This window comes from Streptomyces sp. NPDC020917 (assembly GCF_044333795.1).
Lineage (GTDB): Bacteria > Actinomycetota > Actinomycetes > Streptomycetales > Streptomycetaceae > Actinacidiphila.
Window position 1 is genome coordinate 126,136 of the sequence record NZ_JBIRRR010000019.1, and the last position, 23,320, is coordinate 149,455.

Below are 23,320 nucleotides of genomic sequence, written 5' to 3' on the forward strand. Positions count from 1 at the left end.
GGGTGAACCCGCGGGAGTGAAGGAAGCGAAGGAGACGCCGATGGACACCGCACTGTGGATCGCGGCAGGACTGCTCGCCGTCGTGGCCCTCTCAGGAGGCGCCACCAAGGCGTTCGTGGCCAAGGAGAGACTCGCCAGGTTCCCGGGCGGCGAGTGGACCGGGAGCGCCGCCACCGGCTTCGTGAAGGGCCTCGGCGTCCTCGAGATCCTCGCCGCGGCCGGCCTGATCCTGCCCGCGGTGGCGGGAGTCGCCCCTGTCCTGGTGCCCGTGACCGCTGCCTGCTGGGTGCTGCTGATGATCGGCGCGATGATCACCCATGTCCGGTACGGCGGCGTCAGCGCCGTCCTGCTCGTCAACCTGTTCTACCTGGGCCTCGCGGTGTTCGTCGCCGCCGGCAGGTTCGGCCCCCACCCCTTCACCGCGTGACCGGCCCCGGCGAGGATCGCACCATGAACGACACGGCCAGGGACGGCGCAGCCACGGACACGGCGGCCAGGGACGGCGCGGCCAGGGGCGAGGCAGGCCGGAACGACGCAGCGACCGAGGCGTTCGTCGCGTACCGCAACCTGCTGTTCACCGTCGCCTACGAGATGCTCGGCTCCGCCGCCGACGCCGAGGACGTCCTGCAGGAGACGTGGCTTCGCTGGGCGGACGTCGACCTGGAGCAGGTGCGCGACCAGCGGGCGTACCTGGTGAGGATCGCCACCCGGCAGTCGCTCAACCGGCTGCGCACCCTGGTGCGCCGCAAGGAGGCGTACGTGGGTCCCTGGCTGCCGGAACCGGTGCTCACCGCGCCCGACGTGGCCGAGGACGTCGAACTGGCCGAGACCGTCTCGATGGCGCTGATGCTGGTGCTGGAGACGCTGTCGCCAACCGAGCGCGCCGTGTTCGTCCTGCGGGAGGCGTTCGCCGTCGACTACGACGAGATCGCGGCCGCCGTCGACAAGACCCCGGCGGCGGTACGCCAGATCGCGCACCGCGCCCGCCGCCACGTCGAGGCGCGCCGCCCGCGGCAGAAGGTGTCGACCAGCACGACCCAGGCGGTCCTGGAATCCTTTCAGCGCGCGCATTCCACCGGGGACCTGCAGGGGTTCCTCGACCTGCTGGCCCCCGACGTGGTGCTGCTGAGCGACGGCGGCGGGGTCAAGCAGGCCGCGCTGCGCCCGGTCATCGGCGCCGGCAAGGTGGCCCGGTTCGTCCTGGGCGGCTCGTCCAGGACCGACCAGGCGATCACCACCGAGCAGGTCACGGCCAACGGCAGCCCGGCGCTGATCCTCCGGCTGGACGGCGTCCTCGACGGCGTCATGGCGTTCCGCGTCGAGGACGACGGCATCGCCGGCCTCTACTACGTGCGGAACCCCGCGAAGCTGACCCGCGCCGAGGCACCGACCGCGCTGACCCTGCGGTGACCACCCGCCCGGCACCGTCCGCCGGGCACCGTCCGCCCGGCGGGGGGCGTCGAAGGCGGCTCGACGAACGCGGGCCGCCGGTGGGGCGGTTCGCCACCCGTCCCCCAGGGCCGGCCGGCCTGCGCCGGAGAGCCGGCCCCGAGCGGCCCCGGCCCCCCGCTCGGCCCCGGGTGGGCGCCTGTGGCGTCAGGCGTCAGGCGTCCGCGATCCGCGTGGCGCTGACCGCGACGGTCGCGTACCGCATCGTGAAGCGGCCCCCCAGGGCGTCGACGGCGGCCCCGACCTCGCCGAGCACGTAGGCGAGTTGCTCCGCGGGGAGCCGGGTGAGGCCGCCGGTGGTGGGCATCTGGTCGAGCCACTCCTCGCGCGTGTAACTCCGCTCCCAGTCGAACCGGTCCCGCTCGGGATCGCCCAGACCGTCCGCCTGCCGGATGCCGTCGGCGGCGGGGCCGAGCAGCGCGTCGAACGAGTCGAAGGCGCGCCGCATCGACGCGATGCGGAACGGGGAGTCCGGTGCCACCCGCCGGAAGGCCGCGTCCCAGGCGTCGAGCACCTCCTCCGGCAGCTGGAAGACGTGCCAGAACAGGGCCAGCCGGCCGCCCGGGCGCAGCACCCCGGCCGCCTTGGCGGCGCCCGCGACCGGGTCCACCCAGTGCCAGGCCTGCCCGGCGACGACCGCGTCGAACACCCGGTCCGCGGGATCCCACGCCTCGAAGGTCGCCACCTCGGCGGCCACGCCGCTGCGGCGCGCGAACTCGGCCATCCGCGCGTCGGGTTCGACACCGAGCACCGTGCAGCCGGCCGCCTGGAACTGCCGCGCGGCGATGCCGGTCCCGCAGCCGACGTCGAGGACCTCGGGGCCGGTGCTGCGGGCGACCACCGCGGCCACCAGGTCGTCGGGGTAGGGCGGGCGTGTCCGGTCGTAGCGTGCGGAGTCGGTGCCGAACGACTCGGCCACCCCGCGGTCCTGATGCAGCCGGTAGGGGGCGGGGCGGGCGGGCTCGGGCGGTAGAGTGGGCATGCGCCCACTATGAGTGGGCGTATGCCCACTCGTCAACCTTTGGATGACGCCAGGAGGAACGCGGTGCCGACAGGAGTGGCCCTGCAGGATGTGCGCGCCCAGTTGTTCGACGCCGCCGAGCGCATCCTGTTCCGGGACGGCCCCAACGCGCTGACCAGCCGCGCGGTCACCGCGGAGGCCGGCTGTGCCAAGGGCGTCCTGCACCGGCACTTCGCCGACTTCGACGACTTCCTGGCGCAGTTGGTGCTGGACCGCATCGGGCGGATCGGCGCCCAGGCGGAGGCGCTGCGCGCGTCGGCCGGCACGGGAACCGTCGCCGGGAACCTCACCGAGGCGCTCACCGCGCTGCTCGGGCCTGTCGCCGTCGCGATCCTGGCCCTGATCACGTTCCGCAACGAACTGCGGGCCCGGCTCCGCGAGGCCCGGCCGTCCGGTGGCATCCCCCTCGCGACCGAGGGTGCGGCCATGATCGCCTCCTACCTCGGCGCCGAGCGCGACCTGGGCCGCCTCCCGGCGGACGCCGACATCGACACCCTGGCGCCCACCCTGGTCGGCGCCGGGCACCTGCTGTTCGCCGACCGGACGAGCGGCCCGCCGCAACCCACCGACGTGGAGCGGATGGTGACCGCGGTCCTGGCAGGCGCCTGACAGCCGGGGCGTGACGGCGTGCCGGGGCGCGCGGGGGCGGGTTCGGAGCGCGCACGTCCGCGCGACGATCCGCCGGGCGGGCGGCGCGAAGCCGCCGTGCCGCAGCGCCCAACGAGCCCTCCCTGCCCTGCTGCGGCGACCGCGGCAGAAGTGTGTCGCTCAACCAGCACGCTGACTCAAGGGCGTGGCAAGGCGGGCCGGCACCAGACTGGACTTGTGGGTCCATTTTCTGGGTTGCACAGTGGCGGTGTGCCCCGCAGGGACGGGGCGCCCCGCTCGGCCCGGCCACAGCCGGGACCTGTGGCGGTGCGGATTCCTCATGGTCAAGTAGTGGAGGAGACATGTCGACACGCCTGGAAGGCAAGGCCGCCCTGGTGACCGGCGCGACCAGCAACATCGGCCGGGCGATCGCCGAGGCGTTCGCGGCCGAGGGGGCGCACGTCGCCGTCTCGGGCCGCAGTGCGGAACGGGGGCGGGAGGTGGTCGACGGCATCCGCGCCCGCGGCGGCCGCGCCGACTTCGTCCCCGCCGACCTGGACGGGAGCGCCGCGGCCTCGCAGGCGCTGGCCGCCGAGGCCGCGGCCGTGCTGGGCGGCCGGATCGACGTCCTGGTCAACAACGCGGGCATCTACCCCGGCGACGCCACGGCGGCCACCGACGAGAAGACCTTCGACCTCGTCTACGCCGTCAACGTCAAGGCGCCGTTCTTCCTCACCGCGGCCGTCGCCCCCGCCATGGCGGAGGCCGGATCCGGGACGATCATCAACCTGGGCTCGTGGATCGCCCGGCTCGCCGTCCCGGTCGGCGCCCTGTCCAGCTCCACCAAGGGTGCGATGGAGACGCTGACCCGGGCGTGGGCCGCGGAGTTCGGACCGCGCGGCGTGCGGGTGAACGCGATCTCCCCGGGCGTGGTGCTCACGCCGGAGCCGGGCGAGGTGCACCCAGGCGAGGTGATGATGCAGGGGACGCCGGCCGGCCGGATGGGCGACCCGCGGGCCATCGCCGACGCGGCGGTCTACCTCGCGGGCGACCAGGCGTGGTTCGTGCACGGCACCGTGCTGGACGTCGACGGCGGCCGTACCGGCGTCGCGGTCATCGCGGCCTGAGCTCCGGGTCGCCGCCCGCGCGGCGCAGGTCGAGGATCCCCTGGTCGAGTGCGGCCCGCAGATGGGCCGACTGCCCGGTCGACAGCAGGATCCCCACCCCGCCCTGGATCCCGGCCAGCAACGCGGCCGCGCGGGCGTCCACGTCGAGGTCCCGCGGCAGGCGCCCGGCGGACTGCTGGGCCCTGATCCCGGCGGCCAGGCTCTCCTGCCAGCGGCGCATCAACTCGACGACGATCGCCCGCGCGCCCGGCGTCGACCGGCCGACCTGCAGGAACAGCGAACCGAGCGGGCACTCGTCGCCCTGCTCCTCGTAGCGCCGCACGACGGCGTCCCGCCACTGCTGCCACGCCTGCCAGGTGTCCAGCCGCCCGAGGTACGGCTGCTGGTCCTCCAGCACCTGGTCCGCCTCGTACTGGGCCACGGCGAGCAGCAACTCGTCCTTGCCGTCGGGGAAGTAGTGGAACAGCTGGCTCTTGCTCGTGCGGGTGCGGGCCATCACGTCCTCCAGCGTGGCCGCGCCCACGCCCCGCTCCCGCACCACCGCGGCCGCCCCCTCGACGATCCGCCCCCGCGTCGCCTTCCCCTTGGCCGTGAGCTCCCCGCGCACCCCGCACCTCCTCTGCTCCGGCATCTGGCTGCTCCGGCATCTGGCTGCTCCGGTACCGGCCCGGACGGGACCGGCGGACTGGACTGTGCGGTCCAGCCTAACCTTCCTGCGTGCACGTCCGACCAGGGAGAGTGTCCCTGGGGCGACCGGGGTACCGCCTCAGCCGAGGGCGGGCAGGTCGCTGAACGGCGGGAGAGCGGCGGTGAGGAGCAGCGCGAGGGCGCAGAGGAGCACCGCCGCGGCGACGGTGGCCGTGCGCACCGGACGGCGGCGGCGGACCGAGCCCAGACGGGCGGGGACGGTGGCCGCGACGACCGCGATCAGCGCCAGGAAGACGGGCACGGCGGCGCGCTCCGGCGCGCAGAGGGGGCGGGGCGGCACTCTCGGCCCGGCAGGGCCGAGGGGCGGGGAACCGCGGCGCGGGTCCCGGGCAGCGGCGTCGCACCCCGCTGCCCGGGACCCGCCGGCGACCCCTCATCCCCACGCGCCGGCGATCTGCCGGGTCGTGGCGTTGAGCCGGTTGAACAGGTTCGTGACGCCGATCATCAGGACGATCGCCGCCAGCTGCTTCTCGTCGTAGTAACCGGCCGCCGCGTCCCAGACCTCGTCGTTCACCGCGTCGGGCCGGTCGGCCAGCCGGGTGGCGGCCTCGGCCAGCGCCAGGGCGGCCCGCTGCTCGTCGGTGAAGTAGGGCGCCTCGCGCCAGGCGGCCACCGTGTGCAGCTGCTCGTCGCTCACGCCCGCCTTGCGGGAGGTCTTGGCACCCGCGTCGACACACGCGCTGCAGCCGTTGATCTGGCTCACCCGCAGGTGCACCAGCTCCAGCGTCTGCTCGTCGACGCCGCCGGAGTGCACCGCCTTGAAGACCTGCTGGATCGGCTTCATCGCGTCGGACAGGACGACGGCGGGGTTCTGCATGCGAGACTGCATTTCGGTTGCTCCTTCTCGGGGTCGGTGCCCCGTCGCCGGGGCGTGTCTCCATCTCAGCCCGCCGGGCGGGACGGGACGACCGCCGTGGGACACCGTGGGACACTCGGCACGGCGCCGACCAGCGTGGACGCGGCGGCGGGCGGTTTCGCCGGCGCGGGACAGGGACAGCCGGCCGGGGCCGCCGCGCGGGCCGGAATCCGGGTCCACCGGGGGGAGTTACGGTCGGCAGCCGGGGCGGGCGATCGCGGTGGGGATCGGTGCGGGGATCGGGAAGTCCGGGGAAGCGGGGGAGCGGCGGTCGTGCAGCAGCGGACGGTGAAGGCGCATCCCCAGGACGAACTGGCCGCCCGGCTGCGGCTGCTGCAGGAGGTGTCCGGGCGTGGCGTCCGGGCGCTGGCGCGGGACACCGGGCTGAGCTCGTCCTCGCTGTCGCGCTACCTCGCCGGCCGGACGGTGCCGCCGTGGCCCGCCGTCATCGCGCTGTGCCGGCTCGTCAAGCGCGACCCGCGCCCGCTGCGACCGCTGTGGGAGCGGGCGTCGAACCCGCTGCCGGCACCGCCGAAGGCCAGCCGGCTGGTGCAGTCCGCACCGCAGCCCGCCGGCGCCCCGCGGCCGCCGCGCAACGATCTGCCGCGCGACGTCCCCGACTTCACCGGGCGCGCGGGCGAACTCGCCGCCGTGCTCGACGCGGTGGACCGGAACCGGGTCGTCGCGGTCGACGGCATGGCGGGTGTCGGCAAGTCGTGCCTGGCCGTGCACGCCGCACACCGGCTCGCCGCGGACTACCCCGACGCCCAGCTCTACGTCGACCTGCACGGTTTCACCGAGGGGCGTGAACCGCTCGATCCCGGCGCGGCGTTGCGCTCGCTGCTCGGCGCGCTCGACGTCCCCTCCGAGCGGGTCCCGCAGGAGGGGACCGAGCAACTCGCCGCCTGCTGGCGGTCGGAACTGGCCCGGCGGCGGGCCGTGGTGGTGCTGGACAACGCCGCGGGCGCCGAGCAGGTCCGCCCGCTGCTGCCCGGCGCCGGGCCGTCCGTCGCGCTGATCACCAGCCGCAACCGGCTGGTGGGCCTGGACGAGGTGCCGCCGGTGTCACTGGACGTGCTGTCGCCCGAGGAGGGCGCCGAGCTGCTGGCGCGGGCCAGCGGCGACCCGCGCGGGGCGGACGGGCGGCTGGCCCGCGAACCCGAGTCCGCGGCCGAGGTGCTGCGGCTGTGCGGACGGCTGCCCCTGGCGCTGCGGCTGGCCGCCGCCCGGCTGCGGCACCGGCCGGGCTGGACGGTGGGCATCCTCGTCGAGCGGATGGCCGACGGCGTCCCCGAGTTCGACGCGGCGTTCGGTGCCGCGTTCGCCATGTCCGTACGGCAGTTGAACCACGACCAGCGCCGGCTGTTCCGCCTGCTGGGGCTGCTGCCGGGCTCGTCCTTCGACGTCCACGTGGTGGCGGCGCTGGCCGCAGTCCCGCCGCGCCGCGCCTTCGCGCTGCTGGAGGACCTGCTCGACGCGCACCTGGTCGAGCAGCCCGCCACCAGCCGCTACCGGCTGCACGACCTGGTCCGCGCGCACGCCCGCGCGGCCGGCGCGCAGGCCGACACAGCCGCGGAACGGGACCGGGCCCTGGCCCGGGTGCTCGACTACTACGTGCACGCGGCTGCCGCCGCGGACGCCGCGCTGCCCTTCCTGTCGCGGAGCAGGACACCCACCGCGTGCGAACCGCCCGCCGCGCTCCCGCGGTTCGCGGACAAGCACGCGGCCATGGACTGGTACCGCACCGAATACACCAACCTGATCGCCGCGTTCGAGACCGCGGTCGCCACCGGCGCCGACACCCACGCCTGCGAACTGCCCCGCTTCATGCGGGCGTACTTCGCGCGGCGCTGCGGCACCACGCACCTCAACGCCCTCTTCGAACAGTCGCTGGCCGCCGCGCACCGGCTGGGCGATCCGCGGCAACTGGCCGAGGCGCACAGCGATCTGGGCTTCGCCCGCTACAACGCGGGGCGGCTGCCCGAGGCGGGCGCCGCCTACGAGGCGGCGGCACCGCTGCTGTCCCAGGTCGGCGACGACCGCTCGGAGGCCGAACTGATCATGCGCCAGGGCTACTTGGCGTGGGACCAGGGCCAGGTGGCGGAGCCGCTCGACGCCTTCCGGCGCGCCGGGACGTTGTACGCCGCGGCCGGCTGCCCGATGGGCGCGGCCCACGCGACGGCGTACGAGGCATGGGCGATGCTGCAGCTGGGGCACCGCGAGGAGGCGGCCCGGCTGGCCAGGGAGGCGCTGGAGATCCGGCATCCCGACGCGGCGTGGCCGCCCACGCTGACGGCCCGCATCACCCTGGGCGTGGCCGTCGCCGAGCAGTCGCCCGACGAGGCCGTGGCCCACCTGGAGCAGGCGCTGGCGTCGTCCCGTGAGGACGGGCACCGCAACAACGAGGCGTGGTGCCTGAACTGCCTGGGCGTGGCGCTCCGGCAGATGGGCCGCCACGAGGAGGCGCTCGCCCGGCACCGCGAGGCGTTCGCCCTGCTGGACGAGCTGTTCGAGGAGCACTGGAGGATCCGCTTCCTGCACGCCTACGCCGAGACGTGCCGGGCGGCGGGCCTGCCCGCGGAGTCCCTGCGGCTGCACCGCGAAGCGCTGGAGCTGGCGCCGCGCCTGGGGCACCGCCATGCCGAGGCGCTCGCCCACGAGGGGCTCGCCGCGGCGCTGGAGGCGACGGATCCCGCGGCGGCGGCCGAGCACCGGGCCGCCGGGGAGGCGCTGCGGCGCGCGCACGCCCCGGCGGGGACCGGCGGCGGCCCCGCCGCACCGGCGTCCGCGGGACCCGCCTGAGCGGGACCGGTCAGGCCGGACCGTTCAGGCCGGACCGGTAGAGCCGGCCCGCGGTGCCGGCCGCGGGCAGGACGTCACGCCTGCGGCGGGCGGCGCAGAGCGTCGAGGGCCGCGTCGAGCTTGCGCCGGGCCTCGTCGGCGATCGGGCGCAGGCCCGGCGCGTCGCTGAGCCGGACCATCGTCGCCGGGTCGAGCGCCTCCACCAGCGTGCGGTCGTCCGGGAGCGCGCGGACCACCACGTTGCACGGGAGCAGCAGCCCCAGCGAGCGGTCGGTCTCCAGCGCGCGGTGCGCCAGCGGCGGGTTGCACGCGCCGAGGATCAGGTACGGCTCCATGGCGGCGCCGATCTTCTCCCGCAGCGTCGCGCGCACGTCGATCTCGGTGAGCACACCGAAGCCCTGGCCGGCCAGGGCCGAGCGGACCCGGGCGACGGCTTCGTCGAAGGGGGCGTCGAGGGTGACCGCCGTTCCGTAGGGGGCGGTGGCAGGGGTGCCGGTCATCGGGCCGTCTCCTTGCGTGGGTGGGGGACCGTACTCTCCCCACGATACCCCCAGGGGTATTTGCGCGCCGTGCGACACGTCTCGTACGGTGGAGACTCGTATACCCCAGGGGGTATCGACGAAAGGGCAGTGAATCCATGCAGTCCGTCCCCGCTCCCGGCCCCTCGAACGCGCCGTCCGGGCCGCCGTCCGCACCCGCGACGCCGAACCCGGCGCCGGACCGCTCGAAGGAGCCGTCCGCGACGGCCGGCCCGCCAGGGCCGTTCGGCCGCCTCGGCGTCTGGTCCGCCACCCACACCAGGAGCGTCTTCCTGCTGTGGATCGTGCTGGTGGCGCTGCTCGGCGCGTTCGCACCGAAGGTCGGGTCCGCGCTGTCGGGCGCGGGCTGGCAGGCGGACGGTTCGCAGTCGGTCGCGGTGCGGCAGATCGCCCAGCAGCACTTCGGGGGCAACGCCTCCTCGGCGCTGCAGATCGTGGTCCACGCGGACCGGCCGGTCGGCGACCCCGCCGTCCGGAAGGTGATCGCGCAGGCCGAGAGCATCGTGCGGGCGGACCCGCGGGTCGCGGACGTCGTGCCGCCGCAGCCGGGCGCGACGCTCAGCGGGGACGGGCGCACCGCCGTCGTGCTCGCCGGCGCCAAGGCCGATCCCAACGCGATGGTCCGGGCGGCCGACGACCTGAAGGGGCCGCTGGCGGCGCTGTCCGGCCACGGCGTCACCGTGCAGGCCACCGGCGCGTCGGTGCTGTGGAGCGACTTCAACACCGCGAACCACGACGCGATGATGCACTCGGAGATCCTGTCCTGGCCGGTGACGCTGGTGATCCTGGTGCTGGCGTTCGGCTCGCTGGTCGCCGCCGGGCTGCCGCTGCTGCTGACGATGGCGGGACTGGCCGCGTCCGCCGGTTCGCTGGTCCTGCTCACCCACCTCACACCGGTGTCGATCTGGGCCATGAACTTCGCGATGATGTTCGCGCTGGCCCTGGGCATCGACTACGCCCTGTTCATGGTGATGCGGTTCCGCGCCGCACGCCGCGACCGCTCCCGCGGGACCGTCGCCGCGGTGGCCGAGACGATGGACACCGCGGGCAAGGCGGTGGCGCTGTCCGGCGCGACGGTGCTGGTCAGCCTGTCCGCGGTGATGCTCGTGCCCTCGCCGGCGTTCCGCTCGATGGCCGGCGGCATCATGCTCGCCGTCGCCTTCGTGCTGGCGGCGACCCTGACCCTGCTGCCCGCGGTGCTGGCCAGGCTGGGGCACCGCGTCGACGCGGTGGCGCTGCCCTGGGCCAGGAACGCCGAGCCGCGCTCGCCGCGGTTCGCCTCCTGGGGCGAGCGCCTGTGGCGCCGGCCGGTGGCCTACGGCGCCGCGGCGCTGGTCGTGCTGCTGGCGCTGGCCGCCCCGGTGATCGGCCTGCGCACCGCGATGCCGTCGATCGACGTGCTGCCGAAGGACGCCTCGGCCCGCGCCGGGTACACCACCGTGCAGCAGGCGTTCGGGCCCGGCGCGCCCGGCGCCCTGCAGATCGCGGTCCCCTCGGGCGAGGCCCGGCAGGCCGCCGACGTCGTCCGGCACGCGCCAGGCATCGCCGCCGCCATGCCGGCGCAGGCCGCCGCCGACCAGTCGGGCTGGTCGATGATCCAGGCCGTCCCGAAGGTCGACCCCTCCGACCCGGCACTGTCGGCGACGGTGCACACGCTGCGCGCCGACCTGCCGCGCGGGAGCCTGGTCGGCGGCGCCGCCGTGGAGAACCTGGACCTGCAGGCGCTGCTGACCGCCAGGACCCCGCTGGTCATCGGGGTGGTCCTCGGCCTCGGCTTCCTGCTGCTGCTCGTCGCGCTGCAGGCCCCGCTGGTGGCCGCGCTGGGCACGGCCGCGAGCCTGCTCTCCACGGGCGCCGCGTTCGGGGTGGCCCGGCTGGTCTTCCAGGACGGCCACGGCGCCGGACTGCTCGGCTTCGGCTCGCAGGGGTTCCTCGACGGCTGGGCGCCCGTGTTCTTCTTCGCGATGATCTTCGCGATCGCGATGGACTACACGGTCTTCCTGCTGGCCTCGGCCAAGGAGCACTACGAGCGCACCCGCAGCCCGCGGGAGGCGGTGGTGGGCGCGATGGCCCACTCGGGCCGGGTGGTCTTCGCGGCGGCGGCCGTGATGGTCGCGGTCTTCTTCACCTTCGCGGTCTCCGGTCCGCTGCCGCCCAAGGAGATGGGCATCGTGCTGGGCACCGCCGTGCTGCTGGACGCCGCGCTGGTGCGCCTGGTGCTGCTGCCGGTCCTGCTGCGGCTCACCGGGCACGCCGCGTGGTGGAGCCCGGCGTGGCTGCGCCGGATCCTGCCGGCCGTCCGCTTCTCGCACGGCTGAGCAGCCGGGCAGGGATACCCCGGGGGGTACACTGATGAGGCCGCGAGCGCAAGGAGGTACGGCCATGGGGATGGCAGTGGACGAGGACTCGGTGCAGTCGGTGCTCAACCGGTTGCGGCGGGCCCAGGGCCAGCTCGCCGGCGTCATCGCGATGATCGAGGCCGGCCGGGACTGCAAGGACGTGGTGACCCAGCTCGCCGCGGTCTCCCGCGCCCTGGACCGGGCCGGCTTCAAGATCGTGGCGAGCGGCATGCGCCAGTGCATGACCGCGGCCGACCCGGACCAGCCCCCGATGACCGAGGCCGAGCTGGAGAAGCTCTTCCTGGCGCTGGCCTGAGCCGGATCACCCGGCCGCCGTCCGCCCGCGCGGCCGCCCACCGGCCGGCCCGCGGCCGGGCGCCGGGTACCCGGAACGCCGGTCAGCGGCGGGACGCGGCGTCGCCCGCCGCGGTCCCGGCCGGCAGGGACGCGGGGAGCCCGAAGCGTTCGACGAGGCCGGGGTCGAGGAACACCGTGATCCGGCCGATCTGAACGCCGCTGGGCTCGATCACCTGGATCCCGTGCGCGGCGAACGGCTCGCCGGCCGACGCCCGCAGGTACGTCGCCAGCGCCGGGAAACCGTTCGCCGACACCGGCACGCCCCGGCACTCCAGGCGGAACACCCGGCGCACATGGTGGTCGAGCACCGCGTCCCGCCCGGTGAACCACACCGGCACCGGCGGCATCTCGTACTCCACGTCCGCGGCCAGCAGCCGTGCCAGCTCCGCGGTGTCCGCCGTCTCGAACGCCCGCATGTACCGCTCCAGCAGCTCCGCGTCGAGGTCCGGCGTCGCCGCCACCCGCTCCGGCTCCGGTGCGTCGGCGGCGATCGTCGCCCGCGCCCGCTGCAGCAGGCTGCGCACCGAGGTGACCGTGACGTCCAGCAGCTCGGCGACCTCCGCCGGGGTGTAGCCGACCACGTCGACCAGCACCAGGGCGGCCCGCTGCCGCGCGGGCAGCTTCTGGAAGGCGGCGATCAGCGCCAGCCGGGTGGTGTCGCGCAGCGCCACGATCGAGGCCGGATCGGTCTCCGGGACCGCAGGCGCGGGTGTCGGGAACGGCTCCAGCCACAGCACCTCCTCCTGCCGCCGCAGCGCCGCGCCCGCCGAGTCCGAGGTGCCCGTGCCGAGGCCCGACGGCAGCACCCGGCGGTGCGTGCTGCCGAGCGCCGTCAGGCAGGTGTTGGTGGCGATGCGGTACAGCCAGGTGCGCAGCGACGCCCGTCCGTCGAAGTGCGCGTAGCCGCGCCACGCGCGCAGCAGCGTCTCCTGGACCAGGTCCTCCGCGTCGTGCAGTGAGCCGACCATGCGGTAGCAATGGGCCAGCAGCTCCTCGCGGTACGGGACCGCCAGCTCGACGAAGCGTCCGTCGAGCGCGGCAGTGTGGGCAGGCACCGGGCTTCTCCTCGCAACGGGGGCGTCTGCTGATAAGGACACCGGCGGCGGCCCGGATTCATCGCCGCACCGTCCGGTGAATCGGCACACCCGCGTTTGTCAGTATCTGCATGAGTGCTTTCCACGTCATCCAGTACGGCATCCGCCCGGAGGCCGCCGCCGAGAACTCCCGCCTCGTGACCTCGGTGTACGAGGAGCTCGCCGCGCGGCAGCCCGCATCGTTCCGCTACGCCACCCTGCTGGTGGGCGGACACACCTTTCTGCACCTCGCCCTCACCGAGGACGACGGCCCCTCCCCGCTGCCCGCGCTGCCGGCCTTCCAGGACTTCCAGCGCGGCCTCGGCGCGCGCGTGTCCGCCCCGCCGGCCCGCGAGGACGCGGTGATCGTCGGCAGCTACCGGCTGCTGTGAGCGCGGACCGAGCGCACGGAGGACATCCCATGAGCACCGCCGCAACCACCGCAACCGCCCCACCGGCGCACCGCACGGCGTGGACGGCCGTCCTGGCGTCGATCGGCGCCTTCGTCACGTCCCTGGACGTCGTGGTCGTCTCGACCGCGCTGCCGAAGTTCCAGGCCCAGCTGCACGCCGGCCTGTCCGACCTCGAATGGACGCTCAACGCCTACAACCTGGCGTTCGCCTGCCTGATGCTCACCGGCTCCGCGCTCGGCGACCGGTTCGGCAAGAGACGCCTGTACGTGATCGGCCTCGGCGTGTTCACCGCCGCGTCGGCGGCGTGCGCGCTGTCCGGCGGCGTCGGCCCGCTGATCGCCGCCCGCGCGGTCCAGGGCTGCGGTGCCGCCCTGGTGCTGCCCCTGTCGCTCTCCTTGATCAGCGACGCGTTCCCGGCGGAGAAGCGGGGCACCGCGATCGGCATCTGGGGCGGCATCACCGGCCTCGGTGTCGCGGCCGGACCCGTCGTCGGCGGCGTGATCCTGCAGTACTGCGACTGGAGCTGGGTCTTCTGGATCAACGTCCCCGTCGGCGTCGTGACGCTGCTGCTGAGCAGGGTCAAGCTGACCGAGAGCCGCGGCAACCGGCCCCAGCTGGACGTGCCGGGGACCGTGCTGGCCGCGGCGGCGCTGTTCGCGCTGACCTGGGCACCGGTCCGGGCGCCGTCCACCGGCTGGGGCAGCGCGGAGGTGCTGGGCTCGCTGGCCGGCGGCGCGGTCCTGCTCGCCGCGTTCGTGCTGCGGCAGCGCCGGGCCCGGCATCCGATGCTGCCGCTGGCCTACTTCCGCAACCGGGGCTTCTCCACCGCCAACGCCGTCGCGTTCCTGCTGGCCTTCTCGCTGATCGGCTCGCTGTTCATGATCGCCCAGATGTTCCAGACCGGCCTCGGGCACGATCCGCTGCAGTCCGGTCTGCGCATGCTGGTCTGGACCGGCATGCCGATGATCGTCGCCCCCGTCGCCGGCGGGCTCTCGGACCGGTTCGGCACCCGGCCGTTCATGGTCCTCGGACTGCTGCTGCAGGGCGGCGGGCTGCTGTGGCTCGCCCAACAGGCCCAGCCGGGCGTGGGGTTCGGGTCCCTGGTGCTCCCACTGATGGTGTCCGGCGTCGGCATCTCGATGGTGTTCCCGACGGTCGCGGGTGCGGTGGTCGGATCGGTGCCGGCCACCGATTCGGCGCTGGCCGCGGGCACCAACAACACCGTGCGCGAGTCCGGCGGCGTGTTCGGTGTGGCGGTGCTGGCCGCGGTGTTCGCCGCGAACGGCGGCTACGGCTCGCCCGCGTCGTTCATGCACGGCTTCCGGTACGCCGAGGCCGTCGCCGCGGTGGTGGCCGTCGCGGGCGCGCTCGTCGCCTGCCTGGCGCCCGGACGCTCCGCCGCCGGTCCGGGCGGCGGCCCGCGGCCGGTCGCGCAGGGGGAGCCCGTGGCGGCGCCTGCCCCGCTGGAGCGGGCCCGCTCGGGCGCGCCGCGGTGACCGCGCGCGGCCGCCGGGGCGGCTGACCCCCGTCCCGCGTCCCGGGCCGTTCCGGGGCAGCCGCAGCCGCAGCCCCACCCGCAGCCGCCGCAGATCGCCGCAACCCGCCGCCGGGTCCCGGGGAACGCCCCGGGGCCCGGCGGCTGCCTGGCGTCCGCACCCAGCGGCCGGACGGCCTCGCCGCCGGCTCCTGGGCCGGTGCGCGGCGGCCCGTGGTCCCCGCAGGCGCCCTTCAGGGTGCCCGCGGGGACTTGTTGTTGGGTCAACCACCGTGGTTCGGACGGCAGTTCGGTTTTCAGCCGGATGAAACTTTTCCGTCGGCGCGGTGCGTCGCCCCAGGTCCCGGACGTGTCGCGTGGTCTAGACCGCGAAGGGTTCCCGGAAACCCCTTTACGCCGGGGGGCGGTTCGTGCGTCACTCTTGGCGCGTCCATATCAAGTACCACCGGGTGCCTCATGCGCATCCGTGCTACGCGAGTAGACCCGAAGCTCGACCTGTTGCGACGTTCACCCCCACAACGCCCCAGGAGGCAAGCCTTGTTCTCTCGAATGCGGACCAAGAAAGCGCTCATGATGGCCGGAGTCGTCGGTGCGAGCATCGCCCTGACCGCCACCATGACGGCGGGAACCGCCTCCGCCAAGCCGGTCTCGAAGGGCAGCACCATTCCGCTGGGCCAGGGATACGCGGGTATCGGCTACCTGCAGGACGGCGCGTCCTTCAAGCCGGACACGCGCCAGCTCGCCCTGAACGCCCCGGACCTGGTGAGCCCGAACTTCGCCAGCAACCCGCCGCCCGGCATCGACGTCTCCCACTACCAGGGCTCGATCAACTGGTCGTCGGTGAAGGCCGCCGGCATCCAGTTCGCCTGGATCAAGGCGACCGAGGGCACCACCTACAAGGACCCCAACTTCAACGCCTACTACCTCAACGCCTACAACGCCAAGGTGATCCGGGGCGCCTACCACTTCGGCCGGCCCGACCTGTCCAGCGGTGCGGCGCAGGCCACCTACTTCGCCTCCAGCGGCGGCGCCTGGTCCCGGGACAACCTGACGCTGCCCGGCATGCTCGACCTCGAGGGCGGCTGCTACAGCAAGTCCGCCTCGGCGATGCAGTCGTGGATCCTGGACTTCTACAACACCTACAAGGCCAAGACCGGCCGCGACGTCGTCATCTACACCAGCGCGAGCTGGTGGAACTCCTGCACCGGCGGCTGGAGCGGCATGTCCGCCAGGAGCCCGCTGTGGGTGGCGCACTGGACGTCCGCGGCCGACCCGACGATCCCCAACGGCTTCCCGTTCGCGACGATCTGGCAGTACACCGACGCCGGTTCGGTGAGCGGCATCTCCGGCGCCGTGGACCGCGACCGGTTCAACGGCACCTCCGCCCGCCTGCTGGCCCTGGCCAACAACACGTGACGGCCCGCTGACCGCGGACGCAGAACCACCGCCGGGCGGCGGACCGGGAGACCGGCCGGCCGCCCGGCGGCCGTTCATCCGCCGGCCGTCGGCCTGGCCGCGGTGAGCAGCACCATCCCGGTGTCGCCGTAGTCCGGGAGGCTGGGATCGCGGGCGATCCGGGTGACCCGCAACGAGGCGGTGTGCGGCGCGAACACCGCCTCCACCGCCGCCGCGTCCACCGGATACCCCGGCCACAGCGGCGAGTCGCCGATCCGGTAACTCGGCATGTTCTCCATGAACGCGGCGACGAGACGGCCGCCGGGCCGTACCGCGCCGATGAACACCCGGCACAGGGCGGCGAACTCGTCCGCGTCCTCGGTGACGCTCTCCGCCACGAAGTTCATCGACGCCAGGTCGTACGTCCCCGTGGGCACCGCCCGGACGTCCCCGTGGACCACGCGGACCCGGGCGAGCGCCTCCGGCAGCGTCGCGGGCAGTGCCGGGTCCAGCTCGCGGCACAGCGCATAGAAGGGCAACCAGCTGGCGTCCGGGCCCTGTTCGAGCTGGCGGGTGAGATACGCGACGCCCGCGCGGCTCACCTCCACCGCGTCGATCAACCGGGCGGCCGCCCCCGCGAGCATCAGCGGGTACAGGTTCGGGCCGGCCCCGAACTCCAGGCACCGCCCCGCGCCGCCGGGCGCGAACCGCCGGTAGAACGCGGAGTGGTGGCGGATGACGGCCGCGTCGACGGAGTGCAGCACGCGGTAGTTCTCCGCCAGGTACTGCTGGACCGGCCAGCGGTCCCACGCTGCGTCGTCGTTCCGTACCGGCTCGGGTGCGGCGCACATGGCGGGGGAGGCGGCGTCAGGAACGCGGCCGCAGCGCGAACCGGTCCGCCAGCGCGGCCAGGGTCCCGTTGAGCCGGTCGATGTCGTCGTCGGTGTTGGCCGCGGTGATCTGCAGCCGGACGCCGACCCGGTCGCGCGGCACCAGCGGGTACGGCGCGAGGGTGACGTAGATGCCCTGCTGCCACAGGAACACCGCGACCTCGTCCAGGTCGGCCGCGTCGGCCAGCGGGATCTCGATGATGGGCAGCCCGTCGGTGCTGGGCGTCCCCACGCCCAGCCGGGCGAGCTGGTCCAGGACCCGTGCCGTCTTCCGGTACAGGCCGGCCCGGACGGTGTCGCCGCGGCGGTCGTTGACCTCCAGCCCCGCCAGCGCGGTGGCCAGCGACGCGGTCGGCGAGGGTCCGGAGTACAGGTAGGGGGCGGCCGTCACCTTCAGGCGGTTCTTCAGCGGCGTGGGCAGCGCGAGGAAGGCCAGCAGCGAGGAGTACGCCTTGGAGAACCCCGAGACCAGCACGATGTTGTCGTAGGACTCGCCGAAGTGCCGCACGATGCCGTTGCCGCGGCAGCCGTAGGGGCTGATCTCGTCGGCCGCGCGCTCGCCCAGCACCCCGAAGCCGTGCGCGTCGTCGATGTACAGCAGGGCGCCGCGCTCCCGGCAGACCGCCGCCAGCCGCGGCAGGTCGGGCAGGTTCCCCGTCATGCTGTCCACGCCGTCCAGGCACACCAGCCGGCTCTCCCGGGCCGGCGCCGCGTCCAGCAGCGCCGCGAGTTCCTCGGGCCGGTCGGCGTGGAACCGCTGCACGGTCGCGCCGTGGCCGCGGGCCACGCGGCAGGCGTCGAAGACCGTGCGGTGGGCGTGGGCCTCGACGAACACCTGCCCGCCGTCGGCGAGCAGCGGGATCACCGACGCGTGGATGAGGGTGATCGTCGGGAGCAGCAGGGTGTCCTCGGCGTGCAGCAGCCCGGACAGCCGCTCCTCGATCTCGGGGTAGATCCGCGGGCTGCCGAGCAGCCTGGACCAGCTCGGATGGGTGCCCCAGCGGCGCACCTGCGGCTCGATCGCGGCCATCACCTCGGTGTCGAGGTCCAGGCCGAGGTAGTTGCAGGACGCGAAGTCGATCAGCCATTGGCCGTCGCTGCGGATGTGCCGCCCGCGCACCTCCTCGATGACCGCGTCCGACATGGGACTGGACTCCCGCAGCCGGTCGAGGTCCCGCCACCGTGCGTCGGGTGACGAGCCGTCGCCGGACTCCTGCGCTGCACGCACGTGGACCTCCTCCGCGCCGGGCCCGCTCCCGTCCCGCAGCGAACACAGCGGGACGGCGCCTCCCAGGGCGCCGCCGGGACGCCGCGCCGCCGCGATGCCGTCGATCCGGGGCGCCCGGTGGTCGCGGACGTCCCGCACGAGGTGCTCGCCCTCGTCCGCCGGCATGGGGCGGGCGAACAGGTAGCCCTGTCCGAACCGGCACCCCATGTCCGCAAGCCGGTCCCGCTGCACCGGGTGCTCGATGCCTTCGGCGATGACCTGGAGACCGAGAGTGTCGGCGATGCGAACAATACCCTCGACCAAGGCGACTTGACGCTGATCCGACGCAATGTCCTTGATGAACGACTTGTCCACCTTCAGGAGGTCGACCGGGAACTCCCGCAGATAGCTCAGCGAGGAGAAGCCGGTCCCGAAGTCGTCGATCGCCATCTTCACCCCGAGGTCCTTCAACGTGTCCATCGCGTTGAGGATCTGCTGGTCCCGGTGCATCAGCACGGTCTCGGTCAGCTCCAGTACGAGCGAACCCGGGGCCAGCCCCGAGGAGTCGAGGACGCCGCGCACGTCGTCCACGAACCCGGGGTCGCGGAACTGGTGCGCCGAGACGTTGACGTCGACCTTGAGCGGGTCGGGCCGGGCCAGCACGCGCTGCCAGCGCGCGGCGAGGGCCGCCGCCTGCTGCAGCACCCAGACGCCCAGCGGCCGGATGTGGCCGGTCTCCTCGGCCAGGGTGATGAACCGGTCCGGCGGCAGCAGCCCGTGCCGGTCGTGCCGCCAGCGGACCAGCGCCTCGAAACCGGCCAGCTCGCCGCCGTCGATCTCCACGATCGGCTGGTAGTGCAGCCGCAGGCCGTCCGTCCCGATGACGGTCTCCAGCTCCTCCCGCAGCCCGTGCTGCTCCAGGATCCCGGTCGCCCCGGTGTCCAGGTCCGCCCGGTACCGGCGCCACTGGCGCTTGCCCGCGGCCTTGGCCGCGTACAGGGCCAGGTCCGAGTGGCCGAGCAGCTCGTCCGCGGAGCGGCTGTCGCGGGTCGTCGCGATGCCCACGCTCGCCGAGACGTCGAGGGTGCCGGCCGACAGGCGGAAGGGCCGGGACAGGCGGTGCACCAGCTGCGCCGCCAGCGCCTCGGCCTCCTGCGGGTCCCCGGTCCCCTCCATCAGCACCGCGAACTCGTCGCCGCCGAGCCGGGCGGCGGTGTCGCCGGCCCGCAGCGCGGCGGTCAGCCGGCGCGCCACGGCGATCAGCAGCTCGTCGCCCACGGCGTGCCCGCGGGTGTCGTTGACCACCTTGAAGTCGTCCAGGTCGACGAAGAGCACGCAGGCGAGGCCGGCGTCGCGGGTGGCGCGGACCAGGGCGCGCTCGGTGCGCTCGGCCATCAGCACCCGGTTGGGCAGCCCGGTCAGGGAGTCGTGGAACGCCCGCCGGGTCAGTTCGCGTTCCAGCCGGCGCTGCTCGGTGACGTCCCGCAGGGTCAGCACGAGGCCCTCGACGGTCCGGTCGTTGCGCAGGTTGCTGCAGCGCACCTCCACGTCGACGCGGTCGCCGCCCGGCCGGACGATCTGCCAGTCCTCGCGGCTGTCCGACGACCCCTCCGCGCGCATCCCGGCCAGCGCGTGCAGCGCCCGGCCCCGGACCTCGGGCGCGAGGAACCCGGCCAGCGCCGCGCCCTCCAGCCCCGGCCGGCCGAACACGGCCTCGGCCGACGGGCTGGCGTAGCGCACGGTGTCGTCGTCGAGGATCAGGATGACGTCGGAGGCGTTGTGCACGAGCGTGCGGAAGTACGCCTCGCTGTCGCGGCGCGCCACCTCCTGGCCCAGCGCCACCCGGTGCAGCGCCAACGCGGCCTGGGACGCCAGGACTTCGCACGCCCCCCAGCGTTCGGCCAGCTCCTCGCCGGTGCCGGTCACCACCAGGGCGCCGGCCGGCGGCGGCCCCTCGCCCTTGCCTCCCTGGCCGTCCGCGCGCCCGCTGCCGTCCGTCTCCGGCGCGCGCGTTCCGTCGTGCAGGGCCAGCGGGCACAGCAACACGGCAGGGGCGCCGCCGAGTTGGGCCGCGGCGGCGTGCCCCAGATCGGCGGGCGTCAGGAGCCGGGAGCCGTGCCCGGCCGCCCGGGGCCACCAGTCGCCGGCGGTGGCCCCGTCGTGGTCCAGGGCCCAGCGCCAGGGCCGGGACCGGGTGGCGACCGCCCCCAGCCCGCCGGTGCCCGGCCGCGCCGTCAGCAGCACGGCCTCGTGCCGCCCGCCCGGCGGGAACAGGGCCCGGCCGGCGTCCTCGACCGTCTGCGCGATGTCCTTGACGCCGGCCGCCGAGACCAGGGACGCGGCCGCGGCCTGCAGCCCCCGCTCGGTCGCCAGCGCCTTCACGTGCATCGCGACCAGCCCGGACAGACGGGCCATCACCAGCAGGAAGAGCACGGCCGAGAACAGGGCGATCGCCAGCGCGTCCCCCACCCGCCCGTTCAGTGCCTCGTCCGCCAGCACGGCGGGCGCCAGCAGGGAGACCAGGACCAGGACGACGAGCAGCGAGCGGCGGATGCCCGGCGCGCGGGCCGGCGCGCGCTCGGTCAGCTCCAGCATGGACGGGTGCAGCGCCGACAGGCCCCACGCGGTGAAGAAGACCACCCAGCCGAGGTCCATCGGCGTTCCCACCCGCCACGTCCCCCGCAGCTGCAGCAGCCCGTACATCACGTCGGAGACCAGCAGGCCCGCCGTGCCCAGCGTCAGCAGCCGGATGGAGGGCGACTTCAGCGAACTGGGGGTCAGCAGCCTGGTGAGCATGGCGAGGATGAGGACGTCACCGAGCGGATAGGCGATCGAGATGGCCTTCTGAATCCACGTCATGCCGGCGGCGGTGGTGTTCGGGTTGATCAGCAGGGTCCAGAAGAGCAGCCCCAGGCCGGTGGTGAGGATCATCGCGTCGAGCAGGGCGCCCCGGTCGCGGCCGGTGGCGCGGTACCGGATGAAGCCCATCATGCCGGCCGCGAACAGCGGATACGTCGCCAGGTAGAAGGCGTCGGCCGCCGAGGGGAACGGGTTCTGCTCGCCGAAGAAGCGGTTGAGCACGTTGTACGTCGTGTCCCCCGCGGTGAACGTGAAGTTCGCCGCCGCCAGCATGTACCAGGGCCACGCGTGTGCCGGGCGGTGGGTGCGTATTCCGGTGACGATGGCGGCCGTTGAGCCGAATCCGATGACCGCCCAGGTGCCGATGTGCACCCTGGGGACGGTCAGGTATGCGACGGTCGCCGCCGCCACCACGATGACGTAGACCGCCATCACCCGGTGGACGCGATCCGTCGGGAACCGCATACGGCCAGGTTAAGCCCGGCTCACCCGGAGTGCAGTTCGGCGGCCCCGATCAGGGTGGAGGTGGTCAGCGCGGTGCCGAACCAGTCGGTGGGGCCCGGATCGATGCCGAACTGGCTGCTCAGGCCGACGCCCTTGCCCGCCACCGCGTCGCAGGTCGGGACGATCCGCGTGGCCTGGGCGGTCGAGGTGACGGCCGGGGCCCGGCCGCCGGCCAGGCACGGATCCGCGGTGAGCCCGGTCGGCTTGCCCCCGGCCTGCTCCTGCTGCTGCGCGCTCCGCCACTGCCCCAGCGAGTGGTAGGTGGCCGGCCCCCAGCGGATCTGCCACGTCCCGGCGGAGACGAAGTAGTCGTTGCCCTGGAGCACCACCTGCTGGGGCGTGTAGGCGGAGGCGGCGGAGACGACGGGCGAGCCGTCGGTGATGAGGATGTTGTTGCGCACCGAGACACCGACCGGATGGTTCCGCAGCCGGACGGCCGGACCCTGCTTCGCGCCCGTGCCGGTCATCACCACGGTGTTGTTGTAGATCCGCAGATTGCGGATGTCCGTGCCGTGGACGTCGATGCCGCCGTTCTGCGCCAGCTTCCGGCCGTCGTTGCTGCTGATGTTGAACCGGAAAGTGTCGTCCGCGAAGGCGCCGTTGTCGATGTTGGTGAACGCGTGGTAACCGGGCCCGTCGTTGCCGTAGGCGAGGTTGTACTGCACGGTCGTCGACGACACGTTCTGGTCCAGGCCGAAGCCGCTGCCGTCCACGATGGCGGGCGTGCGGTTGTGGAACGACTGGTTGTGCTCGATCGTCAGCCCGGTCGAGTCGTAGGCCCAGATGCCCACCGGGCCCTCCAGCGCCTGGGGGGCCGACCGCGAGCCGTTGTCGTGCGCCACCGACTGCTCCACCCGGCCGCCCTGGACACCGCCGATGACGATGCCGCTGCCGGTGTTGTGCTTGGTGGACGCCGGGTCGCCCAGGTTGCCGAACGCCTGGACCCCGGAGACCACCACGTTCTGGTGGGAGTACCGGGGATGCTTCACGTCGAACCGGGGGCCGTACGTCAGCAGGCCGTCGTTCGTGTTGTCGTGCACCGACGAGCCGGAGACGCGGACGTTGCTGAACCCCACCGAGTCGTCGGCGCAGCCGACGGACACCCCGATCCAGAACCGGGACACGTCGACGCCCGAGACCACCACGTGGTCCAGCCGTTTCGTGCCCTTCTGGTTGTTGTAGACGAGGATGCCGCTGGGGCTCTTGAGCGTGCGGTCGTTCCCGGTGACGACGAGGTCGTGGATCTCCACCCCGCCGGTGTCGACCACGGTGATCCCGGCCTTGTCGGTGGGGGCCACGGTCGCCCGCCCGGAGCCGTAGGAGCCGATGACCACCGGCTGGCTCGCGCGGCCCGCCTCGCCGTGACCGACCGTGAGGCTGCCGGCGAAGCGGCTGCCGCCCTGGAGCAGCAGGTGGTCGCCGGGCACCAGCTGCTGCCGGTCGGCGCGGGCCAGGGTGCGCCAGGCATGGTTCGTGGAGCGCCCGTCGTTGCCGTCGTCGCCGGACGCGCTGACGTAGTACGTGTGGCCCGGCCGGAAGTGCGGAAGCGAGCTGCAGCCGGCGGCGGCCACCGGGACCAGCAGCGCCAGCAGCGCCGGCGCCGCGAGGCGGACGCGCCGCGGCACGCGGCCGCGGCGCCGGCCCTCCGCCGGGCCGTCGGGACCCGCCATGCGCGGCCCCTTCCGTCAGATTCCGTCG

The 23,320-nt window shown here is 74.2% G+C and carries 19 protein-coding genes; 10 read left to right on the forward strand and 9 right to left on the reverse strand.

The annotated features are described in order from the left end of the window. The first annotated feature begins 40 nt into the window (after nt 1–40). Nucleotides 41–427, forward strand: coding sequence for a DoxX family protein (locus ACH4TG_RS31650; protein WP_398246036.1), 387 nt, complete (start codon nt 41–43; stop codon nt 425–427). A 23-nt stretch (nt 428–450) separates the two neighbouring features. After that, nucleotides 451–1,410 carry an RNA polymerase sigma-70 factor gene (locus ACH4TG_RS31655; RefSeq protein ID WP_398246037.1) on the forward strand — a complete coding sequence of 320 codons (960 nt, stop codon included), beginning with the start codon at nt 451–453 and terminating at the stop codon, nt 1,408–1,410. 193 nt (nt 1,411–1,603) lie between these two features. Here ACH4TG_RS31655 and ACH4TG_RS31660 read toward each other — a convergent pair whose 3' ends face one another. After that, on the reverse strand, nt 1,604–2,431 hold the full coding sequence (locus tag ACH4TG_RS31660) for a class I SAM-dependent methyltransferase (RefSeq protein WP_398246038.1): 828 nt from the start codon (nt 2,429–2,431) through the stop codon (nt 1,604–1,606). A 63-nt stretch (nt 2,432–2,494) separates the two neighbouring features. Between ACH4TG_RS31660 and ACH4TG_RS31665 the strand changes: the two genes are divergently transcribed. Next, the gene (locus ACH4TG_RS31665) at nt 2,495–3,079 is read left to right on the forward strand and encodes a TetR/AcrR family transcriptional regulator (RefSeq protein ID WP_398246039.1); all 585 of its coding nucleotides are present in this window, start codon (nt 2,495–2,497) and stop codon (nt 3,077–3,079) included. A 341-nt stretch (nt 3,080–3,420) separates the two neighbouring features. Continuing rightward, on the forward strand, nt 3,421–4,185 hold the full coding sequence (locus ACH4TG_RS31670; protein WP_398246040.1) for an SDR family NAD(P)-dependent oxidoreductase: 765 nt from the start codon (nt 3,421–3,423) through the stop codon (nt 4,183–4,185). Here the strand turns inward: ACH4TG_RS31670 and ACH4TG_RS31675 are convergent. The 3 genes from ACH4TG_RS31675 to ACH4TG_RS31685 form a co-directional block, all read right to left on the reverse strand. Beyond that, nucleotides 4,172–4,792, reverse strand: a complete 621-nt coding sequence (locus ACH4TG_RS31675) for a TetR/AcrR family transcriptional regulator (protein WP_398246041.1) — start codon at nt 4,790–4,792, stop codon at nt 4,172–4,174. The genes ACH4TG_RS31670 and ACH4TG_RS31675 overlap by 14 nt on opposite strands. Before the next feature lie 159 nt (nt 4,793–4,951). Then, nucleotides 4,952–5,134, reverse strand: a complete 183-nt coding sequence (locus tag ACH4TG_RS31680; protein ID WP_398246042.1) for a hypothetical protein — start codon at nt 5,132–5,134, stop codon at nt 4,952–4,954. A gap of 132 nt (nt 5,135–5,266) precedes the next feature. Next, a complete protein-coding gene (locus ACH4TG_RS31685; RefSeq protein ID WP_398246043.1) occupies nt 5,267–5,722 on the reverse strand; it encodes a carboxymuconolactone decarboxylase family protein in 456 nt (151 codons plus the stop codon). A gap of 300 nt (nt 5,723–6,022) precedes the next feature. On the opposite strand from ACH4TG_RS31685, the gene ACH4TG_RS31690 reads away from it, so the two are divergent. Beyond that, the gene (locus ACH4TG_RS31690) at nt 6,023–8,551 is read left to right on the forward strand and encodes a tetratricopeptide repeat protein (protein ID WP_398246044.1); all 2,529 of its coding nucleotides are present in this window, start codon (nt 6,023–6,025) and stop codon (nt 8,549–8,551) included. A 74-nt stretch (nt 8,552–8,625) separates the two neighbouring features. Here the strand turns inward: ACH4TG_RS31690 and ACH4TG_RS31695 are convergent, their stop codons facing one another. After that, on the reverse strand, nt 8,626–9,051 hold the full coding sequence (locus ACH4TG_RS31695; RefSeq protein ID WP_398246045.1) for a DUF302 domain-containing protein: 426 nt from the start codon (nt 9,049–9,051) through the stop codon (nt 8,626–8,628). A 137-nt stretch (nt 9,052–9,188) separates the two neighbouring features. Here ACH4TG_RS31695 and ACH4TG_RS31700 point away from each other — a divergent pair, with 137 nt between their 5' ends. Next, nucleotides 9,189–11,408, forward strand: coding sequence for an MMPL family transporter (locus tag ACH4TG_RS31700; protein ID WP_398246046.1), 2,220 nt, complete (start codon nt 9,189–9,191; stop codon nt 11,406–11,408). A 70-nt stretch (nt 11,409–11,478) separates the two neighbouring features. Beyond that, nucleotides 11,479–11,745: a metal-sensitive transcriptional regulator gene (locus tag ACH4TG_RS31705; protein WP_398246092.1), complete on the forward strand. Its 267-nt coding sequence runs from the start codon at nt 11,479–11,481 to the stop codon at nt 11,743–11,745. An 82-nt stretch (nt 11,746–11,827) separates the two neighbouring features. Here ACH4TG_RS31705 and ACH4TG_RS31710 read toward each other — a convergent pair whose 3' ends face one another. Then, nucleotides 11,828–12,841, reverse strand: a complete 1,014-nt coding sequence (locus tag ACH4TG_RS31710) for an RNA polymerase subunit sigma-70 (RefSeq protein ID WP_398246047.1) — start codon at nt 12,839–12,841, stop codon at nt 11,828–11,830. A 110-nt stretch (nt 12,842–12,951) separates the two neighbouring features. On the opposite strand from ACH4TG_RS31710, the gene ACH4TG_RS31715 reads away from it, so the two are divergent. From ACH4TG_RS31715 to ACH4TG_RS31725, 3 genes are all read left to right on the forward strand, one after another. Continuing rightward, on the forward strand, nt 12,952–13,251 hold the full coding sequence (locus tag ACH4TG_RS31715) for a hypothetical protein (RefSeq protein ID WP_398246048.1): 300 nt from the start codon (nt 12,952–12,954) through the stop codon (nt 13,249–13,251). Nucleotides 13,252–13,280: 29 nt separating this feature from the next. After that, nucleotides 13,281–14,768, forward strand: coding sequence for an MFS transporter (locus tag ACH4TG_RS31720; protein ID WP_398246049.1), 1,488 nt, complete (start codon nt 13,281–13,283; stop codon nt 14,766–14,768). 548 nt (nt 14,769–15,316) lie between these two features. Next, on the forward strand, nt 15,317–16,183 hold the full coding sequence (locus ACH4TG_RS31725) for a GH25 family lysozyme (protein ID WP_398246050.1): 867 nt from the start codon (nt 15,317–15,319) through the stop codon (nt 16,181–16,183). A gap of 74 nt (nt 16,184–16,257) precedes the next feature. On the opposite strand, the gene ACH4TG_RS31730 is transcribed toward ACH4TG_RS31725, so the two are convergent. From ACH4TG_RS31730 to ACH4TG_RS31740, 3 genes are read right to left on the reverse strand one after another with little or no spacing between them, the layout of a single operon-like run. Then, nucleotides 16,258–17,013: a class I SAM-dependent methyltransferase gene (locus ACH4TG_RS31730; RefSeq protein ID WP_398246051.1), complete on the reverse strand. Its 756-nt coding sequence runs from the start codon at nt 17,011–17,013 to the stop codon at nt 16,258–16,260. A gap of 16 nt (nt 17,014–17,029) precedes the next feature. Beyond that, nucleotides 17,030–21,583 carry an aminotransferase class I/II-fold pyridoxal phosphate-dependent enzyme gene (locus ACH4TG_RS31735; protein WP_398246052.1) on the reverse strand — a complete coding sequence of 1,518 codons (4,554 nt, stop codon included), beginning with the start codon at nt 21,581–21,583 and terminating at the stop codon, nt 17,030–17,032. Between the two features lie 20 nt (nt 21,584–21,603). Continuing rightward, nucleotides 21,604–23,292 carry a right-handed parallel beta-helix repeat-containing protein gene (locus tag ACH4TG_RS31740; protein ID WP_398246053.1) on the reverse strand — a complete coding sequence of 563 codons (1,689 nt, stop codon included), beginning with the start codon at nt 23,290–23,292 and terminating at the stop codon, nt 21,604–21,606. Between the last annotated feature and the right edge of the window lie 28 nt (nt 23,293–23,320).